At 47.2% G+C, this 12,926-nt stretch carries 10 protein-coding genes; 7 read left to right on the top strand and 3 right to left on the bottom strand.

The annotated features are described in order from the left end of the window. Positions 1-114 precede the first annotated feature (114 nt). The 6 genes from ABNK31_RS04535 (at position 115) to ABNK31_RS04560 (ending at position 8,676) form a co-directional block, all read left to right on the top strand. A complete protein-coding gene (locus ABNK31_RS04535) occupies positions 115-1,479 on the top strand; it encodes an IS110 family transposase (RefSeq protein ID WP_418892603.1) in 1,365 nt (454 codons plus the stop codon). An 82-nt stretch (positions 1,480-1,561) separates the two neighbouring features. Next, positions 1,562-4,432 carry a PD-(D/E)XK nuclease family protein gene (locus ABNK31_RS04540; RefSeq protein ID WP_418894528.1) on the top strand — a complete coding sequence of 957 codons (2,871 nt, stop codon included), beginning with the start codon at positions 1,562-1,564 and terminating at the stop codon, positions 4,430-4,432. A gap of 256 nt (positions 4,433-4,688) precedes the next feature. After that, positions 4,689-5,942, top strand: a complete 1,254-nt coding sequence (locus ABNK31_RS04545; RefSeq protein ID WP_418894529.1) for a KamA family radical SAM protein — start codon at positions 4,689-4,691, stop codon at positions 5,940-5,942. A gap of 17 nt (positions 5,943-5,959) precedes the next feature. Then, a complete protein-coding gene (locus ABNK31_RS04550; protein ID WP_418894530.1) occupies positions 5,960-6,943 on the top strand; it encodes a D-alanine--D-alanine ligase family protein in 984 nt (327 codons plus the stop codon). A 157-nt stretch (positions 6,944-7,100) separates the two neighbouring features. Then, positions 7,101-8,090, top strand: coding sequence for a D-alanine--D-alanine ligase family protein (locus ABNK31_RS04555; protein ID WP_418894531.1), 990 nt, complete (start codon positions 7,101-7,103; stop codon positions 8,088-8,090). A 46-nt stretch (positions 8,091-8,136) separates the two neighbouring features. Beyond that, positions 8,137-8,676 carry a GNAT family N-acetyltransferase gene (locus ABNK31_RS04560; protein ID WP_418894532.1) on the top strand — a complete coding sequence of 180 codons (540 nt, stop codon included), beginning with the start codon at positions 8,137-8,139 and terminating at the stop codon, positions 8,674-8,676. A gap of 60 nt (positions 8,677-8,736) precedes the next feature. On the opposite strand, the gene ABNK31_RS04565 is transcribed toward ABNK31_RS04560, so the two are convergent. The 3 genes from ABNK31_RS04565 to ABNK31_RS04575 form a co-directional block, all read right to left on the bottom strand. Then, complete coding sequence (locus ABNK31_RS04565; RefSeq protein WP_418894533.1) at positions 8,737-10,053, bottom strand: serine dehydratase subunit alpha family protein; 1,317 nt, start codon at positions 10,051-10,053, stop codon at positions 8,737-8,739. Position 10,054: 1 nt separating this feature from the next. Then, positions 10,055-10,822: a type I methionyl aminopeptidase gene (gene map / locus ABNK31_RS04570; protein WP_418894534.1), complete on the bottom strand. Its 768-nt coding sequence runs from the start codon at positions 10,820-10,822 to the stop codon at positions 10,055-10,057. 86 nt (positions 10,823-10,908) lie between these two features. After that, on the bottom strand, positions 10,909-11,886 hold the full coding sequence (locus ABNK31_RS04575; protein WP_418894535.1) for a hypothetical protein: 978 nt from the start codon (positions 11,884-11,886) through the stop codon (positions 10,909-10,911). A gap of 371 nt (positions 11,887-12,257) precedes the next feature. On the opposite strand from ABNK31_RS04575, the gene ABNK31_RS04580 reads away from it, so the two are divergent. Next, positions 12,258-12,908, top strand: a complete 651-nt coding sequence (locus ABNK31_RS04580; RefSeq protein WP_418894536.1) for an NAD(P)-dependent oxidoreductase — start codon at positions 12,258-12,260, stop codon at positions 12,906-12,908. Positions 12,909-12,926: the final 18 nt, after the last annotated feature.

A 12,926-nucleotide genomic window follows, 5' to 3' on the forward strand; every position in this document is an offset into this window, starting at 1 on the left:
GGTTCCGGTTTGCTCGTAATGAAATACTTGGTTCCAATGAGACCTTATAGAAGATTATCATTGTTTAAAGCATCCGGGCTTGATGAGGCTTTTATTTATTCACAAGTTAAAACTATGGCAAAGAAAGCGAAAAAAATCAAGACAGGCAAGGGATTGAAATTGGAAATCGTGAATCCCAATTCGGCGGGTATCGATGTTTCTTCCACCGAAATGCAAGTATGTGTCCCGGAAGACCGGGATGGGGAAAACAACCGCCGCTTCGGCACGTTTACGCAAGATTTACACCTTATATCGGATTGGCTTAAAGCCTGTGGCATTGAAACCGTCGCCATGGAATCCACGGGGGTGTATTGGGTCCAACTCTACATGATACTGGAATCGGAGGGATTTGACGTGTTGCTGGTCAACGCCAAGGCCATCAAAAATATCAGCGAGAAGAAGACCGACCGGGTAGATGCCGAAACCATCATGGTCTTGCATAGTTACGGGCTTCTGAGAGCCAGTTTCCAACCCCAGAACCATGCCCGGCGCATCCGCAATGTATCGCGCCACCGTGACGGGTTGTTGAAAGCTTCTTCGCGGGAAGTGCTCCACATGCAAAAGGCCATGGAATTGATGAACATCAAATTGGGCAATGTCATCAGCGATATTTTGGGAAAATCGGGACAGGAGATTATTCGCGCCATTCTGGCCGGGGAACGCGATGCCCGAAAACTATCGGCTTTGGCCGATCCCCGATGCAAATCTCCCAAAGAAACCATCGCCAAATCCCTGCAGGCCAATTGGGACGAAGACCTGCTGTTCATGCTCAAACAAAGCTATGAACTGTATGTATATTACCAAAACCTGATGAAGGATTGTGACAAGCAGATAGAGGGCATCCTGCAGGAGTATCTCAAAGACGTTAAGCCCGAAGAAACTTCCAAGCCGGAGCAAAGGGCGAAAAAAGCAAAAGCTCAAAAGAATGCCGTCACGATAGATATCGAAAAGCACGCGATCCGATTATGGGGTGTCAACGCGATGCGCATACCGGGTGTCAGTGAAGCGGCCCTGTTGCGGTTGGCCGGTGAGCTGGGACACGATTTTACCGATAAGTTTGACTCATACAAACAGTTTTGTTGTTGGTGTAACCTCACACCCAACAACAAAATATCGGGTGGAAAACTCCAGTCCAGCAAAATTCCAAAGCGCAAGAATCCTGTTGGACAAATCCTGCGTTCTTCGGCAAACTCCCTGAAAACAAGTAAAACGCCCTTAGGATATTACTTCCGGCGTATACAGGCAAAAAGCGGTTACTTGCCGGCTATTATCGCTACTGCGAACAAATTGGGAAGAATACTCTATACAATGGTTAAATACAAGGTCGAGTTTGATGACTCTTTTACCCAAACCAGCGAAACCGAGATACTTAGAAGAAAATTGATTAAGACCCAAAGAACCCTCGAAAAACTTCAAAATCAAATCAAAGAATGCGGATGAGATGGTTTGTTATATAGAAGATATTAAAAATAGGAATATGCGGGTTATTTTTCTTATTTTTGTGTCTTGAACAAAACGAATCATGGTTCCATTCCTATATAAAATAGCAGAGGTTTTTTACCGGCAGTACGGCGCGGAATTATATACGCATACCTTTGTCTTTCCTAACCGGAGGGCGGGGATATTCTTTCAGAAATATCTGGCGGAGATTGCAGGAAAGCCTGTCTTTTCGCCTACCGTGATGACGATTCAAGAGCTTTTTGCGTTATTGTCGCCCTACCAACCGGCCGATAAAATCCAACTCCTGGTGATGCTGTACGGCCATTTTGTGAAGGTCAGTCATTCGGAAGAGTCTTTTGATGAATTTCTCTATTGGGGTGAAATGCTGTTGAATGATTTTTCGGATGTCGATAAACACTTGGTCGATGCGCGGCAGCTATTCCGTAATATCCGCGACCTGCGTTCCCTCGAAACGGATAAGTCTTATTTGACCGATAAACAGATAGAGGCTATCCGGCGGTTTTGGACGAATTTTATGCCTGTGGAAAACAATAAAACGAAGCAACATTTTTTGGAGACCTGGGAGGTGTTATTGGAGCTATATACCGCTTTTCGAGCGGAGTTACACGAGAAACAGTATGCATACGAAGGAATGATATTCCGGGAGGTGGCCGAAAGGGCGAAGGCTAAAGAAACCCTCACGCCGGAGTTTACCGATATCGTGTTTGTCGGCCTGAATGCGTTGACGCCTGCGGAAACGGCGTTGCTCGACTATTTGAAAAATACCGGCGCCGCGGATTTTTATTGGGATTATGATTTTCCGATGATTCGGGATGAGCAGAATAAGGCTTCGCTTTGGGTAAAGGATAATCTCCGGCGCTTTCCTTCGCGGTTTGATGTGAAAGACCGGGAAGAAAAGCCCAAAACGACCATCGAGGTGATCGGCATTCCTTCCGGGGTGGGGCAGGCGAAACAAGTGACTCGGATATTGTCGGATTTGATTCGAACGAAAGAGATTTCCGATCCCGATGAAGCGATCGATACGGCGATTATTCTGCCCGATGAGAATTTATTGTTGCCGGTGCTGTATTCCATTCCCGAAGAAATCGGAAAGATCAATGTAACGATGGGATACGGGTTGTCGCATTCTTCCGTCTCGAGTTTGACGGAGCATATCGCCGACTTGCAGCGGAATGTCCGCACGACGAATGGCGGTCCGGGATTTTATTACCGCTTTGTCCTCTCCATCCTGAACCATCCCTTAATCGACCTTTCGGCGAAAAAGGAAGCAGAGGCGCTGAAAAAACATATTCTCGACAATAATCGCATTGTCGTTCCGGTGAGCGAGTTGCAAACCTGTTCGCTATTCCGCTTGATTTTTGCTCCCGTTGTCCGGCAGGAGCAGGTGGCCGATTATTTAAAGGATATTCTGACGGAGGTATATAATAGCCTCATCGGCGAAAAGCATGGGGAGAATGCGACTCCCAACGATACGCGTCCGATTGATTTGGAACGGGAATTTATTGTGCAATATTATAAATCCGTCACCCGGTTGCAAGATACGCTTCAAGGTGTGAAAGAGCTGGCGGTCGACACCTATTTCCGGTTGCTGAAACGGTTGGCGCAGGGATTGAATGTCGCGTTCAGCGGCGAACCGTTGTCGGGGTTGCAGATCATGGGCGTGCTGGAAACGCGCGTGCTGGATTTCGAGAACCTGATCCTCTTATCGATGAACGAGGGCGTATATCCGCTCAAGAAGCCGGTCAACTCATTTATCCCCTTTACCTTGCGCAAAGGCTTCGGACTGCCGACTTACGAGTATCAGGACAGTATTTACGCCTATCATTTTTATCGCATGATCAGCCGGGCAAAGCGGGTGTATATGCTCTACGATAGCCGGGCGGAGGAGATGCAGACGGGCGAGGTGAGCCGTTATTTTTATCAATTGAAGTATCTGTACAACGACTTTTTCGATATTCGCGAGCGGGTGATGACGTACGATGTCAGCGCCCCGCAAGTGTCGCCGGTGTCCGTTGCCAAAACGCCAGCCGTGATACAAAAGCTCGAAGCTTTTCGTGAAGGCGGCGATCGTTATCTGTCGGCTTCATCGGTCAATAACTATATCAACTGTCCCTTGCAGTTCTATTTTACCACCATCGAAAACCTGTCGGAGGAAACCGAAGTGCAGGAGTCGGTCGAGTCGGATGTGTTCGGAACCATCTTCCATAAACTGATGGAGGTCATTTATAACCGCTATAAGGGAAAGACGGTGACACCCGATATCCTGACGACCCTTGCGAAAGACGATGCCTACTTGACGCGGCTTATCGAACAAGCCTTTGCCGAATATTACTTTAAACAAAAAGAGAATCCCCAATCTTTACAGGGACAGATTTATCTGATCGGGGAGATCTTGCGCAGTTATGTGAAGCAAACACTCAAAACCGATCAACAGTTCACCCCGTTCGACTATATTGATTCGGAGCATCGTTTCAAACGGACGTATCGGGTGAATGACGGACTGTCGGTTAACTTTAAAGGAAGCATCGACCGTATTGACCGGGTGGGGGATCGCTATCGCGTGATCGATTATAAAAGCGGCAAAGGAGAGGTGAATTTCAAGGATGTGCAACAGTTGTTTGATGCCTCGAAAGCAAACCGGCCATACCAGATTTTGCAGGTGCTCTTATACAGTTATTTCTATTTGCAGGAAAGGGGGGGGATATCCCTTTCTCCCGCTATCTATTACCTCCGCTCGATATTCGGCGACCTTTCACCGGATGTCACACAGAATAAACAATTGATGACCGACCTGTCTCTTGTGATGGAAGAATTCCTGCCGTTACTGAATCATTGCCTGGAAGAGATGTTCGATCCTTCCATTCCTTTTTCACAAACGCGTAATGAAATGCATTGCCGCTGGTGCCCCTTCCGCGATGTGTGCGGAAAATAATTGACAATGGAGAATGGAGGATAGAGATTGGAGACCGGTGACTGATGACCGGAGACTGGTGACTGGCGACTGACGACCGGAGACCGGCGGGCGGAATCGGTTGAAAAATAAATTGAAAATAATTTGCCTTTTTAGAATAATGAGACCAAAATAGTCTTATCTTTGAGCCGTTATATCGCAAAGAGAATAGCGAGTGTAATTAACTATATATAAATGTATTATAAAAACTATTTAAGAAAGATATTGAATACGTTTTATGAGCGCTAACGTAATGAAGGAAATGATCCTCCCAGAGGAGGATGTTCCGTTAGGTTCTCCCGCAAAAACGGGGAAAAAAACAGCCGTTTTGTCCACCTCACTTCTTCCGTCCGAAGGCGGAACGATAAAAATGGGGGAGACATCAAGACTATTTCTTAAAACACATTTTCCGGGCGTCACCCCGTCCGATTGGAGCAATTGGAAATGGCAGCTCCACAACAGTTTTACTTCTCTCAGCCAATTATCATCCTTAGTTGAACTCTCCGGTAGTGAAAAGCAGGTGCTCCTTGCACCGGGGACCCATTTGCCTTTCCGTTTGACCCCTTATTATGCTTCTTTACTTTCCGACCCTCAATACGGGCAGGTGATCCGTAAGGCAATGATCCCAGGGGTACATGAATTGGATATCGCTCCCGGCGAAAAAGCCGATCCGTTGAATGAAGAAGCTTCCAGTCCCGTGCCGCATCTGGTGCATCGTTATCCCGACCGGGTGTTGTTTCTTGCCACAGGCTTTTGTTCGGCATATTGCCGCTATTGTACGCGCACGCACATGGTTGCCAAGGAAAAGGTTCATTTCAATAGAAATTGGGAGCCGGCGTTGCAATACATCCGCGAACATACCGAAGTCCGGGATGTACTGATTTCCGGAGGCGATCCCCTGACGATGCCCGATCCGTTGTTGAAGTTGTTATTGACGGAACTACGCGCGATTCCCCATGTGGAAATCTTGCGGATCGGAACGAAAGTGCCGGTGGTGTTGCCGCAACGCATCACGCCGCAACTGACAGCCATGCTCAAACAGTTCCATCCGTTGATGATCAGCATTCATTTCATGCATCCCGTGGAGTTGACGCCCGAAACATCGGAAGCCTGCACCCGTTTGGCCGATGCCGGTATACCGTTGGGTAGCCAAACCGTGTTGCTGAAAGGCATTAATGATGATGTCGAGGTGATGAAAAAATTGATGCAGGGGCTATTGAAGATCCGTGTCCGTCCCTATTATTTATATCAATGCGACCCGATTCCCGGTTCGGCGAAATTCCGTACGTCGGTCGACAAGGGGTTGGAAATCATTCACGGGTTGCGCGGATTTACATCGGGGTATGCCGTGCCGCATTATGTTATCGATGCTCCCGGCGGAGGAGGAAAGATACCGTTGCTTCCCGAGTATGTGCAGGGACGGGAAAACGGGAATATCATCCTGAAAAACTATGAAGGAAAGACCTTCCTCTATCCCGATACGGAATTATAATCAGTAAACAGATAAAGATGAAAATAGGACTGACCTATGATTTAAGGTCGGAATATCTCGCATTGGGGTATTCCGCCGAAGAAACGGCCGAATTGGATACGGAAGAAACGGTGGAAGGTATCGAACAGGCTTTGCGTAAGCTCGGATACGAAACGGAACGCATCGGCCATGCCCGTGCGTTGATGCAACGGTTGTTGCGGGGTGACCGATGGAACTGCGTCTTCAATATTTGCGAGGGATTACAGGGCGACGGTCGCGAGTCGTTGGTGCCGGCTTTGCTGGATGCGTGGCAGATACCTTATGTGTTTTCGGGAGCAACCGCGTTGGCCTTGTCGTTGGATAAAGCGCTTTGTAAACGGATCGTGAGGGATGCGGGAATTCCGACACCCGACTTTGTGCTTGTCCGGTCGGAAGAAGACCTGAAGAAGGATAAACCGGCTTTTCCTCTTTTTGTAAAGCCTGCGTGGGATGGTACGGGAAAAGGCATCAGCGAGCAATCGCTCGTCAACGGTGAAGAGGAATATCTCGCGGTTTGTACCGGCCTGCTGCGACGTTTTCATCAGCCGGTGCTGGTCGAGTCGTATTTGCCGGGGCGCGAGTTTACCGCCGGCGTGGTCGGCAACGGAGCGGATGCCCGGGTGATTGGCGTGATGGAAGTGGTGTTCCGACCGTCGGTTCGCCGGATTTATTCGTATGAGAACAAGCAGGATTATAAAAATCGGGTGGAGTACGTGAATACCACCGGAGAGTTGTTCGATAAATGTGCCCGGTTGGCCTTACGCGTTTGGGAGGTGACTGCCAGCCGTGATGCCGGGCGTATCGATCTGCGTCTTAACGAAGCGGGAGAACCGGAGTTTATAGAGATCAATCCGTTGGCGGGTTTGAACTTGCATGATTCCGACCTGCCGATTCTGGCACGGCTCAACGGAATGGATTTTACCGGCCTGATCGCGGCCATCATGCAGGCTGCGGAAAAAAGGATGTGTATGAAGGAAGTATGAATTATGAGGTATGAGGTGTGAAGTATGAGGTGTGAGGTATGAGGTATGAGGTATGAGGTATGAGGTATGAGGTATGAGGTATGAAGTATGAGGTATGAAGTATGAGTTGTGAATTATCAATTATCAATTATCAATTATCAATTATCAATTATCAATTATGAATTACAACGTTGTTCTATTGCATAACCGTTTGTCGGAGACGCCGTCGGCGGATGAGTCGGATGTGTTGCAGCAGGTCGGTTTGGTGAATGAGGCGTTGAAGGCCTTGGGCTTTTCGACCGTTGTCCATGATATCGGGACGGATTTATACGAAGATATCCGGAAAATAAACCGGTTGTCGCCTGCTTTCGTCTTTAATCTGGTTGAGACGGTCTTCGATAAGAGCGAGTTGTTGTCGATCGTCCCCTCGCTTTTATCATCCTTCCATATTCCGTATGCCGGCGTGAGAGCCGAAGGACTGTATCTGACGACTAATAAGTTGTTGGCGAAAAAGAGGATGAGGCGCGAAGGTATTCCCACACCGGATTGGGCTATGCCTCAAGACGAAGGGATATCTTTTGCACAGGACAAAAAATATATCCTCAAACCGATTTCGGAAGAAGGATCAGTGGGGCTGGAAGAAGAGGCGGTGTTTTCGGGGCGGTTGCCCGCCGTTTCCGGACCTGCCGACGCGTATTTCGTAGAAGAATTTATAGAAGGGCGGGAGTTTAATGTGAGCGTGATCGGCCGACCGGGTCGATTCCGCGTATTACCGCCGGCGGAGATGATCTTTCACGATTTTCCGCCCGGAAAAGAGCGTGTGCTCGGATATCGTGCCAAATGGGATGAGCAGTCTTTCGAATATACCCATACCTGTCGGGCGTTCGATACTTTAAGCGATGAGCCGGAATTACGGCAGGCATTGGAGACTTATGCCACGCAGTGCGGAGAGCTTTTCGAACTGTGCGGTTATTTTCGCGTCGATTTTCGTGTCTCGAAAGAGGGAAAGCCTTATGTGTTGGAAGTAAACGGAAATCCGTGCATTTCGCCCGATAGCGGTTTTATTGCGGCGGCTCATCATGCCGGTATGTCATCTGTCGGAATCGTGAGGGAGATTCTTTTGTCGTCTTTTCCGCCGGATTTTGTTCCCGTCGCGCACCTTCAGTAGTGGGTCAGAAAAATAGACTTATCCTTGAATTATTAAATAGATTATAATGATGGAATGTATTACATGTCGCGATCGATTGATCGCTTCGGATCGTATCGATTTAAAAGAAGTTTTGGCCTCGACCGGAATGTTTTATGATTTTGAAATCGATGTCGCATTAGAAATCATCGAACTGTTCTTGAAGGATGGGGAAAAGACGGGGTATTATTTCTATGTCCTCGAATCGGAGGGGCGTGCGGTGGGTTATGTCAATTTCGGACCGACACCGTGTACCGTAGCGAGTTGGGATATGTATTGGATGGCAGTCCGTAAGGATCTGCAAGGCGCCGGATGGGGGCGGAAACTTCTGGAGATGGCCGAAAAGCGGATTTTTTCGATGGGAGGAAAGAATATATGGATTGAAACGTCCTCTCGGGACGCGTATGTCCCGACACAAATATTTTACAGCAGGAACGGCTATGAATTGTTCAGCCGTTTGCCGGACTTTTACGATACGGGAGACGATAGGTTGGTCTTCGGAAAAAAAACAGGGCGGATTGAAGAAAGATTGAAGGGAGTCAGGTGCGAGTCTGTAGTGCCGAAGTGATGGGGTGTAACGCCGGTGTGATGGCAAGTAATGCTGAAGTGTTGAGATGTAACGCCGAAGTCATTGCTGGTAATGCTCCGGTGACGGAAGGCAATCCTTGTGCGTCATGATATCCAAAATGATTTTATTCGCTTCCCGCATCCCTTCTTGTCCGATAAGCGACATCCCCTTTATGCAGTCGTCGACATCTTCTTGTACAATGCCTTCGGCCGAAGTTACACATACGTGTTTTATCGCTAATTGGGCCGAAAGCATGGCCGAATATACGCCACTCGATAATTTCATGGAGCAACTGGGTTTAGCCCCGTCGCAAAACATGCCGGTAAGATTCGCGATCATGTTTTTCACGGCAAAACAAACTTGTTCATAATTGCCTCCCATTAAATGCACCAGGCCGCAACTGGCTCCTGTGGTGGCCACTACGCAGCCGCATAAGGCCGATAAACGACCCAGGTATTGTTTGACGTATATCACCGTGAGATGGCTGAGGATAAGGGCTCTGATTAAAGCCTCCTCGGGCTTGTGGTTCCTTTCCGCATAGATTAACACCGGAAGGGTGGCGGCTATTCCCTGATTACCGCTACCCGAATTACTCATGACGGGGATCATCGCGCCCGCCATTCGGGCATCGCATGCGGCGCACGAAAAGGCAAGCATGCATCTCAGGTCATCGGGAAATTCCGACAGATCCTTCGAGGAGGCTTTGAATATCTTGCCGAGTCCATGTCCGTAATTACCTTTAAAAGACATCTCTGCGGCTGCACGGTTTACCGCTGCCGACTCAAGAATAAAATCAATTTCCGAAAGCGGCGTATCCATGGCAAATGCATAGATTTTAGGAAGCGATAACTCCACACCTTCGGTCTTCTCGTCTTTTTGTTCCGAAGAAGAGGCATCCTTCAAAACCGTGCCATTGAAGGCCAAATAAGAGAAATGCGTATGCTCACGGCTAATGATGGCGGTCGACCGGTTAGTTTCCCCTTTGCATTCTACTTCGATATAAAGTGTTTCCGTGGTGTCTTTCTTTTGCCGGATTTCGATGCACTCTTTTTGCAGTAATTGCTTCCCGCGTTCGACATCCGGGGGAGTGCAGTCTTTCAGGACTTCCAACTGGTATTCCGATTTACCGGCAACGATGCCTAACGCCACGGCAATAGGCAACCCGATCATCCCGTCGGTACCGGGGATGCCGACTCCCATGGCATTCTTAAGGACATTCTCACTTAACCGCACAGAGACTTGTTGCGGCGTTTCGCCTAACAATTCCGCCGCTTTTGCCGCACAAAGCGCCACCGCCACTGGTTCCGTACAACCGATAGCCGGAATCACTTCCTGTTTGAGTAATCGGATGATTTGATTTCTTTCGATTGGATTCATTCTATTCATTCAATATGCCATTCATGTCTGTGAGGATAAACGGATGCTCGTCCGTCACGATCATTGTATGTTCTTGTTGCGCCATAAAGCCGCCCTTATCGCCGATGACCGTCCAACCATCACGAAGCGTTGTGCCGTAAATGGAATCCGTAGAGATGAATACTTCGACCGCCACGACGGAGTTTTTGCGGAATACCCTTTTGTCGAACGGATCCCGATAGTTAAGCAAGTCCAGCGGCTCTTGGTGCAAAGCCCGCCCTACGCCATGACCGCCATAATTCTTGACGACTTTGAATCCGTTTTTTTTCGCTTCCGCTTCAATCAGACCGCCGATATCGGCAATGCGCACGCCGTCGCGGATGTGCTCGATAGCCTTTTTCAGGATTTCTTTCGATATCCGCACCAGTGTTTGGTGGTGATGAATATCTTTTCCCAACACAAAAGAGCCTCCGTTGTCGGCCCAAAATCCGTCCAGTTCGGCCGAAACATCGATATTGACTAAATCCCCTTCCTTCAGGATGCGACGATCCGAGGGAATGCCGTGGAAAAACTCGTTATTCACACAGATACACGTCCATCCGGGAAAACCGTAGGTAGCATGCGGGGCCGACTTTGCGCCGAATTCCGAGAGGCGTTTAGCGCCGTAGATATCCAGGTCTTTGGTTGTCATGCCCGTTTTGGCGTACTCCCTCATTTCTTTCAGAGTGACGGCAACCGCCTCACTCGCTTTTTGCATTCCTTCGAATTCGCTTTGATGATGAATTGACATGTTCGTTTTACTTGTAGACAAATGTTCTGCAAAGGTAGGTAACTTTGCTTAAATAACGATACTCCGGATAGCATTTTGTCAACTTTTCAACGCGGTTCGTCCTCGTCTTTGGGAGTCGGAATTAATAAATCCGGCTTAAAATACAAGATGATAAAGGGGAGAAGTACGCCCAATAGCACCGCAAACATAGCCAGGACAAAAGCATCCAATCCATGACCGTTTCGGAGTATATCATAGAGGGCGTTTGTGCCGAATCCGATGGAAATAAAAATCACATAATAGAACGCAAGGGTTTTGAAATAGCTGCTTTTTTGTTCTTTTAGCCTTTTGTCTTTTCTTTGATATTCTTTATGGACAATTTTGTGATACAAGATTTCTCCAATCATGGAGCCATATAGCCGGAAATCACTTTTCTTTCCGATGGAAACAAACTGGTCGGAGAGTTTTTTTGTCTTATATAATTCAAAATCCGTCCCTTGAAAAAGCTCCTTGTAACTCGAAAAGATTTCCACTTTATTTTCATTAATCCTAAAGGCTCTTATGATATTGTTTTTCAATCCGGCGAGTCTGTTGGGGTCGGGATTGGGCGAATACGTATAAATGATGACTCCTTTTAATCTTTTTCGTACTTTATCGCGTATATCCTCGCTCAAGTGCCGGAACAATTCCGTCGATTGAGTGGCTTCCGTCATAAGATATTCCCGGGCGCTATCTGTTAATTTACCCTCTTTCGATATCCATTGGACATCCGTCCCTTTTCCGGGAGGAATATTCATGATAATATCTTTGCACGCACTCTGATTGGTCTTTTCAAAATTAATATCTTGATAATGTACGTCGAGAAGAAGATAATCGGATTCTATTAATTTGTCTTTTACAGTTTTTTCAAAAAGAGCGTGGTCGGTGAAACGATAATAAGAGGTGTTTTCCGACGCATTCAAATACTCTATTTTTAGCCTGTATTTCGAAAATGCCGCATGATCATCCAGCGTGATCATCCTGTTTTTCAATTGTTCTCCTACCACCAGATTATCATCGAGAATTAAAATGTTCAAAGGTTTCATAAAGAGGTTTTATTTGATTGTTGTTTCTGATCAAATTGTCGTTTCTAAATTCTGATCGCAAATGTACGTTTTTTTATTTTAGATACGCTTCAACGAGACAAGAAAACGAAGGGGAGCGAATGATTTTTTTTGTCTATCAACGATAGAAAAATAGCGTATTGTCCGTCCCCGTACTCCTGACATTGGGATAAGTAAGACAATCAGTCGTTTGAATGCTAAAGTACGAGTCAATGTTAAAGAACATTATCGTGTTTTGACTGTTATATTTGACATAAACCGCCAAGAAATCAATTAAGAGCTGTTTGAATCAGAATCAATAAATAAATCAATAAAAATAAGTGTTTTCAAATAAAAAAATAGGAGTTTGATAAATGAAAAAAATCGTTTTAATCGGAGCTACAGGATTTGTAGGCTCTGCTATCTTGAAAGAAGCCTTAGACAGAGGTTTTAATGTGACTGCAGCCGTAAGGCATCCTGAGAAAATTGAATTACAAGACCCGAATCTGGCGAAGGTGGCGGTAGATGTCACTTCGGAAGAGGCGGTCGCCACGTTGGCCAAAGGGGCTGATGCGGTTATCAGCGCGTATAATCCCGGGTGGAACAATCCGCATATTGCCGAAGATACCTTAAAGGGATATACGGCCATTATCAATGGTGTGAAAAAGGCGGGTGTCAAGCGCCTGCAAGTGGTCGGAGGGGCCGGAAGCCTTTTGGTGGCCCCGGGTAAAACGGTGATGGATTCGGGAGCGATACCCTCGGATGTCTTGCCGGCTATAAAGGCGTTGGCGCAGGTGTTGTATGAACAGTTGGTGCCCGAAAAAGAATTGGATTGGGTGTTCTTCAGTCCGGCAGGGGAGATTAAGCCGGGTGAACGGACCGGCAAGTATCGTTTGGGATTGGATGACCTTATCGTAGATGAAAACGGTAAAAGCTCCATCTCCGTGGAGGATTATGCCAAAGCAATGGTGGATGAACTGGAAAAGCCCAAACATCACCATCAACGCTTTACCATCGGTTATTGAACAGCTTCTAAACAAATT

The sequence above is a fragment of the Limibacterium fermenti genome (assembly GCF_041902845.1).
Lineage (GTDB): Bacteria > Bacteroidota > Bacteroidia > Bacteroidales > Dysgonomonadaceae > Limibacterium > Limibacterium fermenti.

Coding starts and splice junctions, on each gene's coding strand:
- ABNK31_RS04550 (WP_418894530.1), top strand. CDS start 5,960: ATGAAAATAGGACTGACCTATGATTTAAGGTCGGAATATCTCGCATTG.
- ABNK31_RS04545 (WP_418894529.1), top strand. CDS start 4,689: ATGAGCGCTAACGTAATGAAGGAAATGATCCTCCCAGAGGAGGATGTT.
- ABNK31_RS04575 (WP_418894535.1), bottom strand. CDS start 11,886: ATGAAACCTTTGAACATTTTAATTCTCGATGATAATCTGGTGGTAGGA.
- ABNK31_RS04555 (WP_418894531.1), top strand. CDS start 7,101: ATGAATTACAACGTTGTTCTATTGCATAACCGTTTGTCGGAGACGCCG.
- map (WP_418894534.1), bottom strand. CDS start 10,822: ATGTCAATTCATCATCAAAGCGAATTCGAAGGAATGCAAAAAGCGAGT.
- ABNK31_RS04560 (WP_418894532.1), top strand. CDS start 8,137: ATGATGGAATGTATTACATGTCGCGATCGATTGATCGCTTCGGATCGT.
- ABNK31_RS04535 (WP_418892603.1), top strand. CDS start 115: ATGGCAAAGAAAGCGAAAAAAATCAAGACAGGCAAGGGATTGAAATTG.
- ABNK31_RS04565 (WP_418894533.1), bottom strand. CDS start 10,053: ATGAATCCAATCGAAAGAAATCAAATCATCCGATTACTCAAACAGGAA.
- ABNK31_RS04580 (WP_418894536.1), top strand. CDS start 12,258: ATGAAAAAAATCGTTTTAATCGGAGCTACAGGATTTGTAGGCTCTGCT.
- ABNK31_RS04540 (WP_418894528.1), top strand. CDS start 1,562: ATGGTTCCATTCCTATATAAAATAGCAGAGGTTTTTTACCGGCAGTAC.